The organism is Aeromonas sp. S19(2024) (genome assembly GCF_041402625.1).
GTDB classification, from domain to species: domain Bacteria; phylum Pseudomonadota; class Gammaproteobacteria; order Enterobacterales; family Aeromonadaceae; genus Aeromonas; species Aeromonas caviae.
Map to the genome: position 1 here is coordinate 47,875 of NZ_JBGLQU010000017.1, position 21,145 is coordinate 69,019.

Annotated in this window: 18 protein-coding genes and 1 tRNA gene; 8 read left to right on the forward strand and 11 right to left on the reverse strand. The window is 65.2% G+C overall.

Annotation, left to right across the window (positions count from 1 at the left end; translation table 11 throughout):
* Positions 1-148: 148 nt before the first annotated feature.
* On the forward strand, positions 149-1,597 hold the full coding sequence (locus ACB037_RS20360) for a catalase (RefSeq protein WP_371175821.1): 1,449 nt from the start codon (positions 149-151) through the stop codon (positions 1,595-1,597).
* A gap of 1,100 nt (positions 1,598-2,697) precedes the next feature.
* Here ACB037_RS20360 and ACB037_RS20365 read toward each other — a convergent pair.
* On the reverse strand, positions 2,698-3,015 hold the full coding sequence (locus ACB037_RS20365; RefSeq protein ID WP_039040821.1) for a DUF1496 domain-containing protein: 318 nt from the start codon (positions 3,013-3,015) through the stop codon (positions 2,698-2,700).
* Positions 3,016-3,234: 219 nt separating this feature from the next.
* Between ACB037_RS20365 and ACB037_RS20370 the strand changes: the two genes are divergently transcribed.
* The gene (locus ACB037_RS20370; protein WP_371175822.1) at positions 3,235-4,590 is read left to right on the forward strand and encodes a hypothetical protein; all 1,356 of its coding nucleotides are present in this window, start codon (positions 3,235-3,237) and stop codon (positions 4,588-4,590) included.
* A gap of 80 nt (positions 4,591-4,670) precedes the next feature.
* Here the strand turns inward: ACB037_RS20370 and ACB037_RS20375 are convergent, their stop codons facing one another.
* The gene (locus ACB037_RS20375) at positions 4,671-5,048 is read right to left on the reverse strand and encodes a hypothetical protein (protein ID WP_010675931.1); all 378 of its coding nucleotides are present in this window, start codon (positions 5,046-5,048) and stop codon (positions 4,671-4,673) included.
* Positions 5,049-5,220: 172 nt separating this feature from the next.
* Between ACB037_RS20375 and ACB037_RS20380 the strand changes: the two genes are divergently transcribed.
* From ACB037_RS20380 to ACB037_RS20390, 3 genes are all read left to right on the forward strand, one after another.
* Complete coding sequence (locus tag ACB037_RS20380; RefSeq protein WP_151028568.1) at positions 5,221-6,597, forward strand: phosphatase PAP2 family protein; 1,377 nt, start codon at positions 5,221-5,223, stop codon at positions 6,595-6,597.
* 9 nt (positions 6,598-6,606) lie between these two features.
* Positions 6,607-7,692 carry an AI-2E family transporter YdiK gene (gene ydiK / locus ACB037_RS20385; RefSeq protein ID WP_371175823.1) on the forward strand — a complete coding sequence of 362 codons (1,086 nt, stop codon included), beginning with the start codon at positions 6,607-6,609 and terminating at the stop codon, positions 7,690-7,692.
* A gap of 366 nt (positions 7,693-8,058) precedes the next feature.
* Complete coding sequence (locus ACB037_RS20390; RefSeq protein WP_371175824.1) at positions 8,059-8,763, forward strand: SDR family oxidoreductase; 705 nt, start codon at positions 8,059-8,061, stop codon at positions 8,761-8,763.
* A 90-nt stretch (positions 8,764-8,853) separates the two neighbouring features.
* Here ACB037_RS20390 and ACB037_RS20395 read toward each other — a convergent pair whose 3' ends face one another.
* From ACB037_RS20395 to ACB037_RS20410, 4 genes are all read right to left on the reverse strand, one after another.
* Positions 8,854-9,975, reverse strand: coding sequence for an agmatine/peptidylarginine deiminase (locus ACB037_RS20395; protein WP_043155014.1), 1,122 nt, complete (start codon positions 9,973-9,975; stop codon positions 8,854-8,856).
* Positions 9,976-9,991: 16 nt separating this feature from the next.
* Positions 9,992-11,101 carry an extracellular solute-binding protein gene (locus ACB037_RS20400; RefSeq protein ID WP_324030571.1) on the reverse strand — a complete coding sequence of 370 codons (1,110 nt, stop codon included), beginning with the start codon at positions 11,099-11,101 and terminating at the stop codon, positions 9,992-9,994.
* Positions 11,098-11,997, reverse strand: coding sequence for an N-carbamoylputrescine amidase (gene aguB / locus ACB037_RS20405; protein ID WP_124245320.1), 900 nt, complete (start codon positions 11,995-11,997; stop codon positions 11,098-11,100). The genes ACB037_RS20400 and aguB overlap by 4 nt, the downstream gene beginning before the upstream one ends.
* Before the next feature lie 132 nt (positions 11,998-12,129).
* Positions 12,130-13,182: an agmatine/peptidylarginine deiminase gene (locus tag ACB037_RS20410; RefSeq protein WP_371175825.1), complete on the reverse strand. Its 1,053-nt coding sequence runs from the start codon at positions 13,180-13,182 to the stop codon at positions 12,130-12,132.
* Between the two features lie 116 nt (positions 13,183-13,298).
* Between ACB037_RS20410 and ACB037_RS20415 the strand changes: the two genes are divergently transcribed.
* Positions 13,299-14,192: a LysR family transcriptional regulator gene (locus ACB037_RS20415; RefSeq protein ID WP_151028574.1), complete on the forward strand. Its 894-nt coding sequence runs from the start codon at positions 13,299-13,301 to the stop codon at positions 14,190-14,192.
* 72 nt (positions 14,193-14,264) lie between these two features.
* Positions 14,265-16,166: a dihydroxyacetone kinase operon transcriptional regulator DhaR gene (gene dhaR, locus ACB037_RS20420; protein ID WP_371175828.1), complete on the forward strand. Its 1,902-nt coding sequence runs from the start codon at positions 14,265-14,267 to the stop codon at positions 16,164-16,166.
* 59 nt (positions 16,167-16,225) lie between these two features.
* On the opposite strand, the gene dhaM is transcribed toward dhaR, so the two are convergent.
* The 4 genes from dhaM to ACB037_RS20440 all read right to left on the reverse strand — a co-directional run bounded on the left by dhaM (position 16,226) and on the right by ACB037_RS20440 (position 20,240).
* A complete protein-coding gene (gene dhaM, locus ACB037_RS20425) occupies positions 16,226-16,942 on the reverse strand; it encodes a dihydroxyacetone kinase phosphoryl donor subunit DhaM (protein WP_371175826.1) in 717 nt (238 codons plus the stop codon).
* A 1-nt stretch (position 16,943) separates the two neighbouring features.
* Positions 16,944-17,573 (reverse strand): dihydroxyacetone kinase subunit DhaL, encoded by a 630-nt coding sequence (dhaL, locus tag ACB037_RS20430; protein ID WP_039040811.1) that lies wholly within the window; start codon positions 17,571-17,573, stop codon positions 16,944-16,946.
* Between the two features lie 9 nt (positions 17,574-17,582).
* Positions 17,583-18,653, reverse strand: coding sequence for a dihydroxyacetone kinase subunit DhaK (dhaK, locus tag ACB037_RS20435; RefSeq protein WP_371175827.1), 1,071 nt, complete (start codon positions 18,651-18,653; stop codon positions 17,583-17,585).
* Positions 18,654-18,881: 228 nt separating this feature from the next.
* Positions 18,882-20,240 carry an NCS2 family permease gene (locus tag ACB037_RS20440; RefSeq protein ID WP_316287663.1) on the reverse strand — a complete coding sequence of 453 codons (1,359 nt, stop codon included), beginning with the start codon at positions 20,238-20,240 and terminating at the stop codon, positions 18,882-18,884.
* A gap of 206 nt (positions 20,241-20,446) precedes the next feature.
* Here ACB037_RS20440 and ACB037_RS20445 point away from each other — a divergent pair, with 206 nt between their 5' ends.
* The gene (locus ACB037_RS20445; protein WP_010675945.1) at positions 20,447-20,779 is read left to right on the forward strand and encodes a cupin domain-containing protein; all 333 of its coding nucleotides are present in this window, start codon (positions 20,447-20,449) and stop codon (positions 20,777-20,779) included.
* A 277-nt stretch (positions 20,780-21,056) separates the two neighbouring features.
* On the opposite strand, the gene ACB037_RS20450 is transcribed toward ACB037_RS20445, so the two are convergent.
* Positions 21,057-21,133 (reverse strand) — tRNA-Asp (locus ACB037_RS20450).
* Between the last annotated feature and the right edge of the window lie 12 nt (positions 21,134-21,145).

The following is a 21,145-nucleotide window of genomic DNA, read 5'->3' on the forward strand; positions in this document are numbered from 1 at the left end:
CCTCCTGATTGGCTGAATCCCATCTTGCCGCAAGGCTGGCGTCTGTTTCCACCCCCATCAGCGAAACCAATCAAAGGGTTAGGCACACTCCATTGGAGCCGCTCCCCCACTTCCCCTAGTCTGGCGACTCATCACAAGGAGACCCGCCATGACCGACAAGACCCTGCGCAGCGCCAACGGCGCCCCCGTCGTCGACAACAACAACAGCCTCACCGCCGGCCCCCGCGGCCCCGTCCTGATGCAAGACATCTGGTTGATGGAGAAACTCGCCCACTTCGACCGCGAGCGCATTCCCGAGCGGGTGGTGCACGCCAAAGGCTCGGGCGCCTACGGCACCTTCACCGTGACCCACGACATCAGCGCCTTCAGCAAGGCCGACCTGTTCAACGCCGTCGGCAAGCAGACCCCGGTGTTCCTGCGCTTCTCCACCGTGGCCGGCGAGAAAGGCGCCGCCGATGCCGAACGCGACGTGCGCGGCTTCGCCCTCAAGTTCTACACCGAGCAGGGCAACTGGGATCTGGTGGGCAACAACACCCCGGTGTTCTTCATTCGCGATCCCCTGAAATTCCCTGACTTCATCCACACCCAGAAGCGGGATCCCCGCACGAACCTGCGCAGCGCCACCGCCGCCTGGGACTTCTGGTCCCGCCACCCGGAATCCCTGCACCAGGTCACCATCCTCTTCAGCGATCGCGGCATCCCCAGGAGCCTGCGGGAGATGAACGGCTACGGCAGCCACACCTTCAGCTTCATCAACGACGCGAACGAGCGCTTCTGGGTCAAGTTCCACTTCAAGACCGAGCAGGGCCACCGCTTCTACACCGATGAAGAGGCGGCCACCGCCGTCGGTCAGGACAGAGAGACCAGCCAGGCGGATCTGTTCAACGCCATCGAGCGGGGGGACTTCCCGCGCTGGAAGGTCTATGTGCAGGTGATGCCAGAGGCCGAGGCCCAGACCTACTCGATCCACCCGTTCGACCTCACCAAGGTGTGGCCCCACAAGGACTACCCGCTCATCCCGGTGGGCCTGCTGGAACTCAACCAGAACCCGGACAACTACTTCGCCCACGTGGAGCAGGCCGCCTTCACCCCGGCCAACGTGGTGCCCGGCATCGGCTTCTCGCCGGATCGCATGTTGCAGGGTCGCCTGTTCTCCTACGGTGACACCCAGCGCTACCGCCTCGGCGTCAACCACGGCTTGCTGCCGGTCAACGCCCCGCGCTGCCCGTTCCACCACGGCGCCCACCGCGACGGCGCCATGCGGGCCGACAGCAACGGTGGCGCCAGCCCCAACTACCAGCCAAACCGCTTCGGCACCCAGCAGCCGAGCGAGCAGCACGAACCGGCCCTGAGTCTGGAAGGGGCTGCCCTGCACTACGATTTTCGTGACCATGACAGCGACTACTACAGCCAGCCGGGGGATCTCTTCCGCCTGATGGACGAGGGACAGCGCGCCCGCCTCGCCGCCAACCTGGCCCGCTCCCTCATCAATGTGGAGGATGACGCCATCGTCGCGGCCCAGCTCAGGCACTTCGAGCAGGCCGACCCCGAGTACGCCAAACGGGTCGAGCTGGCCCTGGCCGCCCTGCAACGCTGAGTCGCAGGCAGCCAACCTCTGCAAAAGCAAAACGGGGGCCTGATGGCCCCCGTTCTCGCATGACGGTCTTTGATGAATGAAAAACGCAGCCCGAGGCTCCGTTTTTCCATGCCGTATCCATTCCGGACGCCGCGCCCTCGCGCGCTTCCCGTACCCTTGCCAACAAGGGTTGGTGCCGCCAGCTCACGACGGCAACGACGTTGTGTACTGGCAGAGCGGCACCATTATCCACCTGTGGTAATAAACCTGCCTGCGGTAATGCACTTATATTCACCCATAAAAACGGAGCCCGAGGCTCCGCTTTTCCATGCCGTATCCATCCCGGACGCAGCGCCCTCGCGCTCTTCCCGCTCCTTTGCCAACAAGGGTTTGTACCGCCAGCTCACGACGGCAACGACGTTGTGCACTGGCAGAGCGGCATCATTATCCACCTGTGGTAATAAACCTGTCTGTGGTAATGCACGTTTAGTCACCAATAAAAACGGAGCCCGAGGCTCCGTTTTTCCATGCCGTATCCATCCCGGACGCAGCGCCCTCGCGCGCTTCCCTCCCTTGCCAACAAGGGTTTGTACCGCCAGCTCACGACGGCAACGACGTTGTGCACTGGCAGAGCGGCACCATTGTCCACCTGTGGTAATAAACCTGTCTGTGGTAATGCACTTTTAGTCACCCATAAAAACGGAGCCCGAGGCTCCGTTCTTCAATGCCGTATCCATTCCGGACGCAGCGCCCTCGCGCGCTTCCCTCCCTTGCCAGCAAGGGTTTGTACCGCCAGCTCACGGCGGCAACGACGTTGTGCACTGGCAGAGCGGCACCATTGTCCACCTGTGGTAATAAACCTGTCTGTGGTAATGCACTTTTAGTCACCAATAAAAACGGAGCCCGAGGCTCCGTTTTTCAATGCAGTATCAATCCCGGACGGAACGCGCTTCGCGCTCTTCCCGCTCCCTTGCCAACAAGCGTTTGTACCACCAGCTACTGCGACGACGTTGTGCATTGGAAGAGCGACGAGCCATTGCTTAGATCCCAGTCAAGAGAAGAAAGAGCCGCATTATGCGATAGAGATCACGCCCGTGTCTGTAGCTGGATCAAGAAAAGGCTCACTGGCCCACCCGGATCGTCCGCTGGTTGCCCTCGGGTTCACCACTCTGTGACGGCGTCGTCACCTCTCGCCAGATCAGGGGACCATTGGTCTCCATCGCCTGTTGCGGCGCGCACTCCAGCCAGAGCTCCCCCTGCTGGATGCGGGCCCCCTGGGAGTATTTCTGATCCTGATACCAGCACACCCGCTCGGGCAGCGAACCAAGGGGCAGCACCAGCTCGGTGCCCACCGAGTGGCTGAGGGTGTTGGACGCCGGAGCGGCCAACGCGGGGAAGAGCCAGCCAAGGGCCAGCAGACAACCTGCACAACGGATCATGGGAATTCCTGTCACGGGGGTGTGAAAGTGTAGAGCGACCAGCAGAGCCCTAGACTTGACCAATAAATGTCGGCTCATCTGGCATTCCGGAAGCAATATGATAGCCTGCCTGCGCCCGCAAAGGCCTGTCAGGGTTCTGCCGTGGGCCCCCACCGGCATCGCCGGGATGCGGTAATGAATAACCCTTAATAATCAGATAATTAACTGGATATGTTGTCAATGCGTATCATGCCGTTGCTCAAGGCTGCCTGCCTGAGCCTGATGTTGTCCGCCTGTGTCGCCCCCCTGCTGATGATGAGCCCCACCAGCCAGCTGATGTGGGCCCTGCTCAAGCCGCTGGTCGGTTTCGATCCGAACGAGGCCAACCTGTTCGAGCAGCCGCTGATCAAGGACAGAATGACCGCCATGCTGGGGCCCAACTACGAGAGCACCATGCAACTGCTCAAGACCGCCGACGAGCTGCAACAGGAGGGGCCGCTCTTTTACGTGGTCTCCCGCTACGCCCCCGTGCCGGACGTAGCCAAGCAGGCCGGCATGGTCTGGAACGCCGACACCAACCAGCTCGCCGTCATGGTGCAAAAAGGTGACGGGGCGACCCAAGTCTTCGGGGAAAACCTGACGGCCGCCACCCCGACCTGGCCCAGCGCCATGCAGGGCTGGCAGTCCCAGGCCACCCCGGCCGCCACGGCCCTGACCGGTGCCGGTCAGGGGCTCACGGGCGCTGGCAGTTCTCTGCTGGGCACCATGATGGGGGGCCTGCAACAGAGCGCCAGCAAGGCCCTGTCCGACTCCACCAGACAGGTGATCGGCAGTGCCGCCACCACGGCGCAGCAACAAGCCACCAAGGCGGCGAGCGACAGCGCCAAGCAGGCTGCCAGCAGCGCCACCACCATCAGCGCCGCCACCACGGCGCAGCAGCAAGCCGCCAAGGCGGTGAGCGACAGCGCCAAGCAAGCTGCCAGCAGCGCAGCGACCATCAGTGCCGCAACCACCGCGCAGCAGCAAGCCGCCAAGGCGGTGAGCGACAGCGCCAAGCAAGCTGCCAGCAGTGCCGCAACCACGGCGCAGCAGCAAGCGACCAAGGCGGTGAGCGACAGCGCCAAGCAGGCCGCCAGCAGCGCAGCGACCACGGCGCAGCAGCAAGCCACCAAGGCGGTGAGCGACAGCGCCAAACAGGCCGCCAGCAGCGCAGCGACCATCAGTGCCGCCACCACAGCGCAGCAGCAAGCGACCAAGGCGGTGAGCGACAGCGCCAAGCAAGCTGCCAGCAGTGCCGCAACCACAGCGCAGCAACAAGCCACCAAGGCGGCGAGCGACAGCGCCAAGCAAGCCGTCAGCAGCGCAGCGACCATCAGTGCCGCCACCACGGCGCAGCAGCAAGCCGCCAAGGCGGTGAGCGACAGCGCCAAGCAGGCCGCCAGCAGCGCAGCGACCATCAGTGCCGCGACCAGTGCACAGCAGCAAGCCGAAAAGGCGGTGCAGCAACAGGGCGAGAAGCTGGAAGCGACTTCCGGCACCCTGAGCGATCAGGCCAGGGCGGATGCCGAAGCGGAGCTGGAAAAACTGCTTAACTGACTTATTTAAGCGTCATGCCACCATGAAAACAGGCCATCACATGATGGCCTGTTGTTTATCTGACCTGTGGCAGGGGAAGATCAGAAATGGCGGTCCTGCTCGGTGGGCTTGGCACCCTTCTCTTCGCTGTGCTCGATGGCGGTGCGGATAAGGTCGACGCCGGCCCGGATGATCAGCACCCCCATGTTGACCAGCTTGACGCAGACCCACATGAAGGTGATGAGCAGGATCAGCTTGAGCACCGTCTGGAATGCCTCCAGGAAGTTCTGCTCCAGCTGGGCGGTGAGCCCGTTGGCGCTGCTCATCAGCCAGGTGTACACCTCGCGCACGAAGGGGATCCGGCTCGGCATCTCCAGCACGTCCAGCGCCGCAGGCAGGGCCTGGAAGATGACGATGCTGCCAAACAGTATCAGGATGACGCCGATGGCAATCCCCAGAAAGAAACCGAACTGTCGCATGAAGAGCCCCACAATGTAGTGAATGAGAAGAACAATAGCCGCCAATACTAGGGACTGCCCGCGCAGACGGCAATCCTTGCGTCCCCGACAGGGTCGGTGCCCCCTGCAAGCCATTGCCCGGCCGTCTGATTTCTGTGACCCTTGTCCCCACTCCTTGCCCCTGGGTGCCATCATGTTTCGAGTCGTCTTCTGCCTGCTGCTGTTGCTGGGCGGTGCCCTGCCCGCCTCCCGCGCCGAATCCCCTCCCTCTGCGGCCGCCTGCGTGATCCGCCACCAGCAAGGGATCCTGCTGGTGCAGGACAGGCTCTCCTCGCGCTACAGCCTGAGCGGCGGTTACATCGACAGGGGGGAGACCCCGGAGCAGGCGGCCCTGCGCGAGCTGTTCGAGGAGACCGGCCTCCAGGGTCGCGTCACCGGCGAGCTGGGGCGCTGGCAACGGGCCAGGGTGTTCGCCTGCCAGACCCTGGAGCCCCTGCGGGTCCAGCGGGGGACGGGGTTTGTCTCCCTGCTCCAGGCCCCGGATCTCGGTGGCGAGATCCTGAACGCCAGGCTGATCGCGGCCGCCGACCTGCCCCCTGCCCAGCGTCGCTTCCCGGCGCAGCTCGACTGGATAGCCCCGAGGCTGGCCGAGGTGCCCGAAAGCCAGGTGCTGTGGGTGACGGATTTCAGCGACGCGGCCAGTGCGCTGCACCGCGCCGAGTTGCCGCTGATCCAGCGCCTGCAACGGTGGCTAGGGCCGGATGTGCTCTGGCCAAGGGCGGGCAATCTGCTGGGCTCGGCCCCCTTCCAGCTGGCGCTGCTGCCCTTGCTGCTGCCCCTGCTCGGCTGGTCCAGGCTGCGCCACCTGCTGTTTGCCATGGTGCTGCTCACCTTGGTGGTGAACCTGCTCAAGGCGGGCATCGGCTGGCCCAGGCCCTTCCACCTGCAACCCGAGCTGGCCCGCCAGAGTGCCCAGGGCTTCGGCATGCCGAGCGGTCACACCGCCTCGACCCTGCTCTACTGGGGCCTGCTGCTTGGCTGGCTGCCGGCGCTGCGGGCCTGGCAGGGGGCCCTGCTGGCCCTGTTGCTGGCCGGTGTGGCCGGGCTGGCCCGGGTCTGGCTGGGGGTCCACTTCCTCTCGGATGTGGTGGCCGGCCTTGCCCTGGGGGCCCTGCTGCTGGCACTGCGCGCCCCGCTGGCGAAGCTGGCGGCACGCTCGCTCCCCTGGGCCGGGCTGCTCATCGCCAGCGCCCTCTCGGCCTGGCTCACCCAGTCCACCGCCCTGGCCGGGCTTGCCATGTTCACCCTGGGGCTGGTATCGGGTAATCTGCTATCACTCGAACGGAGCCCCACCCCCGCCCTGCCCGCCGCGCTGCTGACCCTGGCAGGGGGGCTGGTCGTGGCAGGGCTCCTGTTCCTGGTGCCCGCGCTCACCAGCAGCTCTCTGCTGATCCTCGCGGGACAAGGGTGGCTCTTTGGCTGCCTGGGGTTCTGGCTCAGCGCCGGGCTCTGGTGGTCGTTGTCCGCTATCCGTCACGGTGCCCGAACCGGGCGCTCAACCCCTCGTTAAGGGAATGCCATGAATATGAAAAAAGTGGATTTGGCCAAGATCACCCTGGGCTTGCTGTTCCTCAGCCTGCTCATCATCTCGTGCTTCATGGTCTTGCGCCCCTTCCTGCCCGCCCTGGTGTGGGCCACCATGATCACCATCGCCACCTGGCCGCTGATGCAGATGGCCCAGCGCCTGCTGTGGGGCAAGCGCGCCCTGGCGGCCCTGCTGATGAGCGGCATCCTGCTGCTGATGTTCGTCATCCCGCTCTTCATGACGCTGGCCAACGTGGCAGAGAAGGCTCCCATGCTGATCGAATTCGGCACCGAGCTGAGCCACTCCCCGCCCCCCGAGCTGCTCTGGTTGCAGCAGGTCCCCCTGGTCGGCACCAAGCTGTATGAGTTCTGGCAACAGATCCTGGCGAGCGGCGGCCAGGTGCTGTTCGCCAAGCTGGCCCCCTACTTCGGCCAGACCGCCCGCTGGCTGGCGGCCCAGGCGGGCAACCTCGGCCTGCTGTTCGTCCACTTCCTGCTGACCGTGGCCATCTGCGGCCTGCTCTACCATTCGGGCGAAAAGGCTGCGGATGGCATTCGCCGCTTCGCCCATCGCCTGGCGGGCCAACGTGGCGACAATGCCGTGGTGCTCGCCTCCCAGGCCATTCGCGCCGTCGCCATGGGGGTGGTGGTGACTGCCCTGGTGCAATCCTCGGTGGCCGGACTCGGCTTGCTGATTGCCGGCATTCCCTACACCATGATCCTGGTGGTGCTGATGTTCCTGCTCATCGTCGCCCAGATCGGCCCCTTCCCGGTGCTGCTGACCAGCATCGGCTACCTCTACTGGAGCGGGGACACCACCTGGGGCACCTTCCTGCTGGTCTGGTCCGTGCTGGCGGGCACCATGGACAACTTCCTGCGCCCCTTCCTCATCAAGCGCGGGGCCGATCTGCCCCTCATCCTCATCCTGGTGGGCGTCATCGGCGGCCTGCTGGCCCTCGGCATCATCGGCCTCTTCATCGGCCCCGTGGTGCTGGCGGTGGGCTACACCCTGCTGGATGCCTGGATCAAGGAAGATGACCAACCCGCGACCGCTCTGGTGGAACCGCCCAAGGCGCCGTGACGATTCATTCATCCCCGATGCAAAGAGCCGCCCCAGGGCGGCTCTTCTGTTTATTACCGTCCCATGTTGGTTCGATTAGCGAAGCGTAATCGGACGATCGAGATGCCGCTGTCCGGTGTGTCCATGAATCAGCGGCATCTGTCAGCAGGGAAATATGGATGGCTGTTATAGCGGGAGAATTGATTTACGCGAACGTCCGATTACCCCTTACGGCTAATCGAACTTAAAGCTGGTCGCGGCGTTTAGAACCAAAGTTCGAACCGGAACGCCAAAACACGAACCAGGGTTCGAATCACTCCTTCCCCTCCCCTGTTCCCTGCCGAAGGCGCCCGCCACAATGCCTGCACCATTGGAGGAGAAGACAAGATGAACGAACTGAGAGCAACACGGGCCCTCATCAGCGGCGGCGCCAGCGGCATCGGACTGGCCATCGCCGAGGCCCTGGCCAGCCAGGGGGTGGAGCTGATCCTGGCTTCCCGCCGTCTGGGGCTGCTGGAGCAGGAAGCGGCCAGACTGGAGGTGCGATACGGGGTGCGAGTCATGGCACTGGCGCTGGATGTGTGCGACAGCGATCAGGTGCGGGACGGCCATGCCCGGATCCGGGAGCGGCTCGGCCCCGTCGATCTGCTCATCAACAACAGCGGGGTCGGCAGCGACCACCTGGTGCAGGATCTGCCGGAATCGGAGTGGGACAGGGTGATGGATACCTGTGCCAAGGGCACCTTCCTGCTGACCCGGGCCTGCCTGCCGGACATGCTGGCAAACCGCCACGGCACCGTCATCAACATCGCCTCCCAGGCCGCCAGGCACGGCTATGCCAGGGCCAGCGTCTACTGCGCCGCCAAGTTTGCGGTGCTGGGGTTCGCCCGGGCACTGCGGGAAGAGGTGCAGCATCAAGGCATCCGGGTCCACACCCTCTGTCCCGGGCTGGTGCAGGTGCCGCCCCCGGCTTGCGCCGCTGATCGCAAGCCCGGCTGGCTGCAGGTGGAGGATCTGGCCGAGGCCGTGCTCTACACCCTGCGCCAACCCCCTCACGTCCAGCTCGACGAGATCGGCATGACGGGGATCTGAGCGAGGCGCCATGGAACGCCAGCAAGGACAAGGGGCGCCGAGGCGCCCCTTGTCCTGCGTCACACCGCCAGAGGCGGCCTGCGCGTAAGTTCAGGCAGGTTGATGGAGGGTGATGCAGTGGATGCCGCCGCCCCCGGCCGCCACCGGGTCTATGTCTATCTGCACTATCTTGCGCCCCGGATAGAGGCGGGCCAGCAGATCCCGGCAATGGCGGTCGGCCCTGGCATCCCCGAACTGGGGAGCGATGACGGCGCCGTTGATGGGCAGGTAGTTGATGTAACCGGCGGCAAAGTCCGGGCTGCGGCTGAACTTGTTGTCCCGCCCGCCCAGGGGCGGCGGCAGCTGATGCAGCTCCAGCTTGTTGCCGTCGGCGTCCGTCGCCTGCTGCAGGATGGCGAGGTGCTGGCGGGTCACCTTGTAGTCGTAGGAGTCGGGATCGTTGTCCATGTTGATCACCACCACCCCGGGGCGCACGAAGCGGGCGTAGAAGTCCACGTGGGCATCCGTGATGTCGCGGCCCTTGATCCCCGGCAGCCAGATGATCTTGCGCAGCCCCAGATTGGCCTTGAGCTCCGCCTCCACCTGCGCCTTGGTGAGGCCGGGGTTGCGGTTGCTGTTGATCCAGCTGCTCTCGGTCATGATGGCGGTGCCGTTGCCGTCCACCTCGATGCCGCCCCCCTCACCGATGAGCTCGCTCTGCAGGTAATAGGCATCCGTCTGCCGGCCCACCAGGGCGGCGACCCTGGCGTCATGGCTGTGCTCCTGCTTGTCACCCCAGCCGTTGAAGTTGAAGTCCACCAGCCCGAGCCCTCCCTGCTCGTCCTGCACGAAGACGCCGCCGGTATCCCGCAGCCAGATGTCATCCATCTCGGCGTGGACGAAGTGGGTGTTGCGCTCGCCGCACAACTGGCGCGCCAGCGCCTCGTCATCCTCATGGCAGAGCACGTTGACCCGGGTGTAGGGCACCATGGCCTGCACCAGCCGCCCTATGGTGGCCTGCACCTCCTTGTAGTGGCGACCCCAGATCTCGCTGGTGGCCCCGAAGGCCACCCACACCAGGGCCTGGGGGGAGGACTCCTCCGGCATGTGGTAGCGAGCGGCGGCGCCGGGCTCGCCGGCGGCGAAGGCCGCGCGGGCACCGGGCAGGCTGCCAAACCCGGCAATGGCGCCAAGGGCAACCAGCTGTTTCAATACGTGGCGTCGGGAAAACATCGTTCTACTCCTGGGTTCAGAGGCTGCTCTTGAAGCGAGTCCAGGCTCGCATGCGGGCACGCATCTGGGATTGTGCTATATCCTGACCCGGAATGAGCCGCTGGTAGCTGGCCTCGTCCAGGTAGATATCCGGGTTGGCCGTCATGGTGGCATCCACCATGGGTCTGGCCTTGGCACTGGCAGTCGGATAGCCGGTGCTGTTGGTGATGGCCGCCATATTGGCCGGGCGCATCACGAAGTTGATAAAGGCATAGGCATAGTCAGGATGGGGGGCATCCGCCGGGATCGCCATGGTGTCCATCCAGATGGTGCTCCCCTCCTTCGGCAATCGGTATTCGAAGTCGACCCGCTTGCCCGCCTCGGCGGCGGCGCGCCTGGCCTGGGTCATGTCGCCGCTGTAGCCCAGGGAGAGGCAGAGATCCCCGTTCACCAGCTGAGTCACCGGCTGGGACTGGAACTTGCGGATATAGGGCTTGATCCCCTTGAGCAGGGCCAGGGCCGCCTCCAGATCGTCCGCCTTGCCGCTGCGGGGATCCCGCCCAAGATAGTGCAGCACCACCGCCAGCACCTCGTCCGGGGAGTCGATGACCGAGATGCCGCAATCTGCAAATTTCGCCGCCAGCTCGGGCTTGAACAGCATGTCCAGGCTGTTCACCGGGGCATCCGGCATCCGCTGCTTGATAGCGTCCGCATTGTAGGTGAGCCCTATGGTGCCCCAGGTGTAGGGCACCACGGCCTCCTTCGCATGGGGATAGGCCTGCTGCAACCGCGCCAGGCCGGGGTCTATGTCCCCCAGGTGTTGCAACTTGCCCTTGTCGAGCGGCTGCAGACTGCCCGCCCGCATCAGCCGCTCCGCCACCGTGTCCCCCGGGAAGATGAGGTCATACCCGCTGCGACCCGCCATCAGCTTGGCCTCCAGGGTCTCGCTGCTGTCCATCACGTCGTAGATGACCCGGATCCCGGTCTCCCGGGTGAATTCGCTCAGGGTATCGGCGGCGAAATAATCGGACCAGTTGTAGAGGCGCAGCACCTTCTCCTCTGTCGCCTCCCCCGCCCCTTCTGCGGCCTGGGCCCCCAGACCCAGCAGCAGGGCCAGTGCCGTGGCTATCTTGGTCAAGGCGCTCATGATGGACGCCCTCCCCGATGGCCCTGCCCGTCCAGGCTCAGCAAGGCGCCATACATCTCGGGGCGGCGATCCCGATAGATGCCCCAGGTCAGCCGCTCCTCCGCCATGGCGGCGAGATCCAGCTCCCGCACCAGCACGCCCGGGGTATCCCTGTCCGCCTCGGCCAGCAGGGCCCCCTTGTGATCCGTGATGAAGGAGGAGCCATAGAAGCGCATCTGCAACGCGGGATCCCGGGTCGCCACCTCGTGGCCCACCCGGTTGGCGGCGATCACCGGCATGATGTTGGCGGCGGCATGGCCGCGCTGGGTCAGTTGCCAGTGATCCCGGGAATCGAGCCCCTCTGCCCCCGGCTCCGAGCCGATGGCGGTGGGATAGAGCAGCAGCTCGGCCCCTTGCAGCGCCATGGCGCGAGCCGCCTCCGGGAACCACTGATCCCAGCAGATGCCGACCCCGATGCGGCCGGCGGCCGTGTCCCAGACCCGAAACCCCGTGTCCCCCGGGCTGAAGTACTCCTTCTCCTGATAGCCGATGGCGTTCGGGATATGGGTCTTGCGATAGACCCCGAGCAGCCGGCCATCCTCATCGGCCACTGCCAGGGAGTTGAAGTAGGCGTTGCCGGCACGTTCGAACCAGCTGATGGGCAGCACCACCCCCAGCTCCCGCGCCAGGGCCGAGAAGCGGCACAACACCCGGCTCTGCTCGAACGACTCCGCCAGCGCCAGATGGCCGTGGTATTGCTCGATACAGAAATAGGGGGTGGCGAAGAGCTCCTGCAACAGCACCAGGTTGGCCCCACTGGCGGCGGCGTCCCGTACCAGGCTCTCCGCTGTGTCCAGATTGCGCTCCAGCTCCCAGCTGCAAGCGAATTGTGTGGTGGCGACGACGATCTTGCTCATCCGGATACCCTCCCTGACACGCGTTCCCCCTGACAGGCAAACTGCATTGTTGCGACGACCTTGTTCATGAATCTCTCCTCCCTGATCCCGTCATGAGGCCTCGCAGACGCCTGACGAGGCCGCTCCAAACGCTTACCCCTGCACCGGCCAGGCCGGCTGCTGCTGGGTGATGCAGTGAATGCCGCCCCCGCCGTGGGCCAACTGGTTGATGCGCACCGGCACCAGCTGCCTGTTCGGGAAGGCGCGCCTCAGCACCTCCCCCGCCGCCTCGTCCGCGCTTACGCCGTAGGCGGGCATGATGATGGCGCCGTTGGCGATGTAGAAGTTGGTGTAGGAGGCGCAGAACACCTCCGCCTCGGCGTCCACCGCCTCGCTCGCCTCGAACAGCTCGAGGCACTCGAAGGAGCGACCTCTCGCATCGGTGGCCAGGGCCAGGGCTCGGCGGTTCTCCCGCACCACGCGGCCATAGGTGGAGTGCCCGTCCAGGGTGGCGTCCACCAGCAGGTGGCCGGGGCGGCTGAAGGCGCAGACCCCGTCCACATGACCGTCCGTCATGTCGCCGGTGACGTGGTCCGGATCCCCCGGCAGCCAGATAGTCTTCTCGATACCGAGCAGGCGGCTGAAGATCCGTTCGATCTCCACTTTGGTCATGCCGGGGTTGCGGTTGCTGTTGAGCAGCACCGACTCCGTGGTGATCAGGGTGCCCTCCCCATCCACATGGATGGCGCCCCCTTCGTTGGCGAGGAAGCTGCCGATGCACTCCAGCTCCAGGCTGTTGAGAACGCGCCGCGCCAGCCCCTCATCCAGACCGTGGGCCGACTTGCCGCCCCAGGCGTTGAAACGCCAGCTGATCCCGGCGGTGCCAAGCTCGGGATGGCAGATGAAGGTGGGGCCGGAGTCACGGCACCAGCTGTCATCCACCGGCAGGGGAATGAAGCGCACCCCGTCGCCGCACAGGGCGCGAGCCTCGGCCTGTGCGGCGGGATCCACCACCAGGTTCACCGGTTCGAAGCGGGCGATGGCATTGACCACCCGGGCGAAGTCCTGCTGGACCTGGGACAGGGTTACGCCCCAGCCGTTTTCCCACAGCGCCTTGTTGTGCGGCCAGACCATCCAGGTCGCCGCGTGCCGGCACCACTCCGCTGGCATGAACCAGCCCACAGCCCTCATTCCCTGCTCGCGCATCTCAGCCTCTCTGATTAGGTACTGTTAAGGTTATTGACGATGGGAATAGACTATTCTCCCCGTTGATGGGTAACAAACGATCGATTTTCGATAAAATTGATAAGCGGAGCTAATCAATGATGTTCAAACACTGGCCCCCTCTCAACGTGCTGCGCGGCTTCGAGGCGGCGGCCAGGCTCGGCAGCTTTCATCAGGCGGCCCAGGAGCTGCACCTCACCCAGTCTGCCATCAGTCAGCAGATCCGCTCGCTGGAGGAGCTGCTTGGCCAGCCTCTGTTTCACCGCCAGGGACGTTCCGTCGCCCTGACCGACGCGGGCCAGGATCTGCTGGAGACGACCCAGCAGGTGCTGCTGCAACTGGCGGTGGGAATACAGCGCCTCGAGCAGTACCGCAAGCCGAACCAGCTGGTGCTCAACACCAGTACCGCCATCGCCCGCCTCTGGCTGCTGCCCCGGCTGGCCGACCTTCACACCCAGCATCCGGGCATCGATCTCTGGCTGTTCACCAGCGACGACACGCCGAACATGGCCGAGCAGACCATCGACATTTCGCTGCGCTGGGGGCTGGCTCCCCAGGCGGAATGCCGCCATCAGCCGCTGCTGGCGGATCGGCTGCTGCCGGTGGCGAGCCCGGCCGTGCTGGCACAGCCCGCGCAGGAGCGCACCACCCTGCACGGGGAGCGGGAGATGGACTGGCACCACTGGACCCTCAAGGGCGGCGACGATCTGCACCTGCAGACCCAGGGGCTCAACTTCTCCGATCCCGGCTTGTTGCAGGATGCGGCCAGCGCCGGGCTCGGGGTGGCGCTGGCGAGCGAGCTGCTCTCTCGCGACGCACGCCGACAGGGGTGGCTGCTGCCCCTCTCATCCCACCGGGTGGCCGGGCCGAACTGGAACATGCTGATCCATCAGGAGAGCGAAGGCAGCCCCCAGTGCCGGGCGGTGAGCCACTGGCTCCAGCAGCAGTTTGCCGCAGAGGCCGTCACCCGGGACCAGGACGCGACACTCTGAGAGCGGTCACTGAATCGGGGCGGCAAGGGTGATTAAATGGCCCCTTCCCTTTTGCCGGATATCGCCGTGACCATGCCATCCGTTCCCCAGCCCCTCTCGTCCTGGCCCGAGCACCTGCAGGCCTCCTGGCTGCGCTGTGCCCACCAGACCAGCGCGTCCCTCTGGCATCCTCCCCACTGCGCCAGAGGGCAGACCCTGGAGAGCCTGCGCCAGCGCAAGCGGGACCTGCTCACCACCGGCGAGATGGCGCTGGAGGATCTCTACGAGTTCATGGAGGGGCGCCCCTGCGCCCTGCTGCTCACCGACGAGAGCGGTTGCCTGCTGGCCCAGACCGGCCACCCCGATACCCTGCAGGCGCTGGCGGCACTCGGTTTTGGCCCAGGCGCGTTTTTCAGCGAGGGACGCATGGGCACCAATGCCGTCAACCTGGCGGCCCTGGAGGGGGTGCCGCTCTGCGTCAGCGGCCCCCAGCACTTCAACCAGCGTCTCCACCCCTGGCACTGCTGTGCCAGCCCTGTCTACAACAGCACCGGTCGCCAGGTGGCGATCGTGGCTCTGATCTGCCGGGTGGAAGAGGCCGCGCCGGGGGATCTCGCGCTCACCGTCAGCGCCGGCCGCGAGCTGGCCAATCTGCTGCAGATGGAGCGCCTGATGCAGGAGTCCCAGCACCACTTGAGCGAGCTCTATGCCCTGTTGGATGGCATGGAAGACGGCGTGCTGGCCTGGGATCCCCAGGGGCGGCTGCGCTACCTCAACGCCCTGGCGGCCAGTCGGCTGCGACTCGACCCGGCTGTCTGCCTGGGCCAGCCCCTCGATCACCATCTGCTGCTGCCCCAGCGCCTGCGTCTGGCCATCGCGGAGATGACCCCCCTGAGCCATGTGGAGGTGACGCTGGAGCGGCGGGAGACCCGGGGCGAGGCCTTCATCGACGCCCTGGTGAGCCTCAAGCCCCTCCCGGGACCGGACGGGGTCAGCTTCATCGTCCTGCTCCATCCCACCGATCGATTGCGCGCCATTCATCAACTGCGCCAGACGGTGCCCGAGCTCTCCGCCCTGGTGGGGGAGTCGAGCGCCATGCGCAAACTGCTGCGCCACGCCCGCCAGGCGGCCAGGGGACAGGGCCCCGTCCTGCTGCGGGGGGAGGAGGAGGTGGGCAAGGCCCAGCTGGCGGAGGCCATCCACTTTGGCAGCGAGCGAGCCGCCGGCCCCCTGGTCATCTTCAACTGCCAGGCATGGCCGAGAGAGCGGATGGCGCTGGAACTCATGGGGTCCGACGAGGCGGGGCAGGAGCGGGCAGGCAAGTTCGAGCTGGCTCACGGTGGCACGCTAGTGCTGGAGCAGGTGGAGTGCCTGCCCGCCCCCATGCAGGCCGCCCTGCTGCAACTGCTCAAGACGGGGCGCATCCAGCGCTTCGACTCCGCCCGCATCCTCCCCCTCAGGGTGAGGATCATCGCGACCAGCAGCGCCCCGCTGGAGCAGCGGGTGCAGGAGGGGGGATTCGGCCGCCAGCTGCTCTATGCGCTGCAAGGGTGCGAACTCTGGCTGCCGAGCCTGCGGGAACGCAGCGCCGATCTGCCCAGCCTCATCCGCCAGCACCTGGCGGTGCAGGGGGGCGAGCCGGGGCGCCAGTTCACCCCTGACGCCCTCGACTGCCTGCTGGCCTACCCCTGGCCCGGCAACCTGGGGGAGCTGCGCAGCGCCATTGAGTATGCCCTGCTGCATTGCAGTGAGGCACAGATCCCGCCCCGGGCGCTCCCGGCCGCCATCCGCCAGGGCCATTGCCTGCTGGCGGACGAGGTGGTGGGACAGCCGCTGCTCACCCTGGCGGAGCTGGAGCATCAGGCGATCCTGCGGGCCGCCCGTGCCAGCAAGGGCCAGGTCAGCCAGATGGCGCGCCAGCTCGGGATCAGCCGCACCACCCTCTGGCGGCGACTCAAACTGCTCGACATCGATCCCGCCGACTACCACCACTGACCAGAACGTCCCTCAAAAAAGCGGGCCCCGTCGTGACGGGGCCCGGATGGGGGAATGTTTCAGTCGCCGAAGCGATCCCGCGCCAGTTGCTGGAAGCAGCTCAGCGCCGCCCCGGCATCCTCCCCTCGCGCCAGCAGGATGAGCCTGTCCCCCTGGCGCACATCGAGCATGGCGAGCCGGCTCAGGCTGCGGGGATTCGCCTCTTTGTCCCCCTTTTGCAGCTTGAGTTCAGCGGCAAAGGGCTTGAGTGCCGCGACCAGCCTGGCAGCGGGGCGCACATGCAGGCCGTGGGGGTTATCGACCACCACCTCGCAGCGCAACCAGCCGTCGTCGGCAACGGGGGCTGCCTCCGTGGTGGCCTGCGCCGCACTGGCAGGCAGCATTCCCTGTTTCGGGCCCAGGGCGCCAAGCGCCTCGGCGGCTACCTCGTCCAGCGTCAGGCCTGCGCCAGCGGCCACCACGGCGGCCAGAGTGCCCTCGACCAGCGGGGCGGGGCTGAGCCGTACCCGGGCGCTCAGCTCGGGGGGCAGCAGCTCGAGGGCGGTCTCGGCGCTCAAGAGGGCGCTGCCCAAGTCCATCAGCACCAGTACCCCGCTGCCGTCATCCGCCTCTTCCATCGCACTCATCACGGCGATGGCGTCGGTGCCGATGGGATGGGCGGGGTCATCGACCCCGGCCGCCAGCAACAGTTTCGCCGGGCTGCCCAGCTGATCGGCCAGAGCTTTCAAACCGGCCGCAAGCATGGCGCTGTGAGAGACCACTACGATGCCGATCATGTCACAACCTCGCTCTGTCACGCAGGGCGGTCAGCAGCAGCAGGGTCGAGGTGGCCCCCGCATCCTGATGGCCGATGCTGCGCTCACCAAGATAGCTGGCGCGCCCCTTGCGGGCCTGCATCTGGATGGTGGCCTCGGTGCCGGCTGTGGCGGCAGCCACCGCCTTGTCCAGCGCCTCGGGGAGCGGCAGGCCCTGTTGTTCCGCCTGCTGCAGGGCGGCCAAAGCGGGCCACCAGGCGTCACACATGGTCTTGTCACCCGGCTCGGCGCGGCCGCGGGAGACGATCCCCTCCACCCCGTCGCTCAGCATCTTGCCGAGCTGGCCGAGGGTCAGACTCTGGCAGGCATCGCTGCTGGCCGCCGCCCGGATGAAGAAGGTGCCGTAGAGGGGTCCGCTGGCGCCGCCGACCGAGGAAAGCAACGTCATGCCGGTGGTTTTGAGCACCTGGCCGATGTCCTTGTCCGCCACCGCGGGCAGCTTCTCCGCCACCTTGGCAAAGCCGCGCTGCATGTTGAGGCCGTGGTCGCCGTCGCCGATGTCGGTATCCAGCGCCGTGAGGTAGTCACGCTGCTCGGTGAAGATGTGCTCGCAGTCGAGCAGCCAGTTGACGATCTGATGCTTGCTTAACATGAATATTCCTCAGCAGCCGCGCCGCAGGGCGGGGGTGTGAACGGGGGCATCCCACAGAGTCATCAGCTCGTCATCCACCTTGAGCAGGGTGATGGAGATGCCGGTCATGTCGAGAGAGGTGCAGTAGGGGCCGATGAGGTTGCGCACCGGGTGGATGCCCGCCTCTTCACACAGGGTGGCGAGGCGACCATAGACGCCGTAGAGCTCGGAGACAGGGGTGCCGCCGAGGCTGTTGACCAGGACGATGACCCGGTCACCCCCATTGAGCGGCTCGATAAAGGTGTGCTCTTCCTGCCAGCTGCCGGTGGCTCTGTCCCAGTGGCGCAGGGTGCGGCCATAGGGGCTGTTGTCGGTCAGCTCCTTGAACATGTCGTCCACCAGGGCGTTGAGGTCGGTGAAGGGACGGCGCTCGATGCCCGGCTCGCCGTGGATGCCAACGCCGAACTCCACCTCGTTGTCCGCCAGGGTGAAGGAGGGCTTGCCGGCAGCAGGGACGGTGCAGGCATGCATGGCCACGCCTATGGTGCGGCTCTGGTTGTTGATGCGACGGGCCAGCGCCTCGCAGCGCGCCAGATCGTAGCCCGCCTCGGCGGCGGCACCGACCAGCTTCTCGCACAGCACTGTCGTGGCAACCCCGCGGCGGCCAGCGGTGTAGAGGCTGTCCTTCACCGCCACGTCGTCATCGATGAGGGCGAAGCCCACCTTGACCCCGTCACCGTGAAGCAGCTCGACCGCGGTCTCGAAGTTGAGCACGTCGCCGGTGTAGTTCTTCACCAGAAACAGCACGCCGGCGCCGCCGTCGACGGCCTGACCGCACTCGTACATCTGATCCGGGGTCGGGGACGTGAAGATCTCGCCGGGGCAGGCACCATCCAGCATTCCTTTACCCACCAGGCCACCGTGCATGGGCTCGTGGCCGCTGCCGCCACCGGAGACCAGCGCCACCTTGCCCGTCACGGGGGAATCGGCGCGGGTGATGTAGTGGGGTTCGATCCGCACCTTGAGCTCGGGGTGGGCAGCAGCTATCCCCATCAGTTGTTCACGGACCACGGCATCGACAGCGTTGATCAGCTTCTTCATGGCTCACTCCTTGGCTTGCCACCATACGGGTGGACAGATGGTTGATGCAGCCAGTCTAGCGAGCCATAGGGGGATAAAAATGACAGGGGTTTCGGTTCGGATCTGAAACAGCAAACAAAGCCTGACGTTTCAATCTGAAACGAGCGAATGGGGAAGATCCGGGAAAGTGTTAGCCGCCTCACAGCCATGAAAAAGGGCCCCGCAGGGCCCTTCTCGATAGCGTGAGGATTAGATGGCCCAGCCACCGGCGTAGAAGATCACCAGGGCCACGGCGATGATGACGGTGCCGATGTTGAGCTTCTTCCACTCGGCGGCAAACAGGCGGCCGACCACCAGGGCCACGAAGCCTAACATGATGCCGGTGACGATGTTGCAGGTGAGCACGATGAAGACGGCGCACAGCATGCCGGAGAGGGCATCGACCGAGTCGTTGAAGTCCAGCTTGGTGACGTTGCCCAGCATCAGCAGGCCCACATACATCAGGGCCGGTGCGGTGGCGTAGGCCGGTACCAGATAGCTCAGCGGGGAGAGGAAGATCATCAGCAGGAAGAGCACGCCGACCAGGGTGGCGGTCAGGCCTGTCTTGCCACCGGCCGCAGTCCCTGCGGCGGATTCGATGTAGACGGCAGCCGGAGCACCGCCGACGGCGCCAGCCACCATGCTGCTGACGGAGTCCGCAGTCAGGGCCTTGCCACCGCTGATGATGTGACCACGCTCGTTGATGAGGCCAGCCTGACCGGCCACGGCACGGATGGTGCCGGTGGCGTCAAACACGGCGGTCATCACCAACGCCAACACGGTCGGAATCACCACCGGATTGAGGGCGCCCAGCAGATCCATGCTGCCCACCAGGGAGCCATTCTCGCCACTCAGGCTCGGCATGGCGAAGAAGCCCTGCCAGGTTACTTTCGGATCGAAGATGAGGCCGAGGATGGAGATGGCGATGATCACCATCAGGATGCCGCCCGGCACCTTGCGGCGCTCCAGGCCGAAGATGGCAGCCAGACCCAGCACCGTCATGATGACCGGGAAGGCGGTGATCTCGCCGAGCTGCACCGGCAGGCCCGCCCCTTCATTCTTGATCACCATGCCGACCCCGTTGGTGGCGATCAGCAGCAGGAACAGGCCGATACCGATGCCGGTACCGTGGGCGATGCCGGAGGGAAGGTTGTCCAGGATCCACTGGCGCACGCCGGTGACGCTGATCAGGGTGAACAGCACCCCCATCAGGAAGATGGCACCCAGCGCGACCGGAATGCTCAGCCCCTGCCCCAGCACCAGGCTGAAGGCGGTAAAGGCGGTGAGAGAGATGGCACAACCGATGGCCATCGGCAGCTTGGCCCAGAGCCCCATCAGCAGGGAACCGAAGGCGGCGATCAGGCAGGTGGCCACAAACACCGGGCCCTGCTCAAAACCGGCTGCGCCCAGCATGTTCGGCACGACGATGATGCTGTAGACCATCGCCAGGAAGGTGGTCAACCCGGCCAGCAGCTCCTGTCGCACCGTGCTGCCACGCTGGCTGATGGAGAAATAGGAATCAAGAAACCCGCCATTGCCGGCGCGGGCCGTCGTTTGTTGCGTTGCCATAGTTCATCCTGAAAGTGTGAGGGAAATCGTTTGCTTGCTGGCGCGCAAAATAGCAAGAATTTGGCGAAATTGCAGCGGATAAGCCCCCATTTCCCCGAAGTTTTTCATAAAAGGGCTCGTTGGAGGCCTCTTTTTCCATGAGAGCGGCCCATCCCAAGCTTCTACACTCTTAGCTAGCCACGTTCCCATCTACCGGAGAGAAGCCCATGCACACAGGCAACCTGCTTGGCCAGATCCCCTCCCCCCTGCCCAGTGAAGTGTTCGCGGATCTGGTCAGTACCAACAATGTTCGTATCGAGCGCATTCTCTCCCAGGGGCAGCAGACCCCTACCGGAGAGTGGTTCGATCAGGATGAACACGAATGGGTATTGCTGGTGCAGGGAGAGGCCATCCTGGTCTTCATCACACCGGATACCGGGGTACAGGAACGCGTCCATCTGGGGCCGGGGGATTACATCAACATCCCGGCGCACCTTCAGCACAGGGTGGAGTGGACCCATCCGACCGAGACAACCGTCTGGCTCTGCGTCTATTACTAGCAAGCTCACGGCTCAAGAAGGCAATGCTTCTGCTGCGAAGATCGAAGAGGAGACCGTGGAGACGAAAAAAAGCCCAGTCTGTCGACTGGGCTTCTTGTTAGTGGCATAACGGACGCAGAGACGGACAAAGTCCGGCTCAAGCACAAGGGACAACAGAGCGGGATCGAGTTGTCAGTGGCAAGTCGCAGCCCTGGTGGTTGCCTCTTGTTCCCTGAGCTCTTATCCAGACGCCAGAAAGCAAAAAGACCTTCCCGTCAGGGAAGGCCTTTCAATTTAGTGGCGGAGCGGACGGGACTCGAACCCGCGACCCCCGGCGTGACAGGCCGGTATTCTAACCGACTGAACTACCGCTCCGCATTCGGTTAG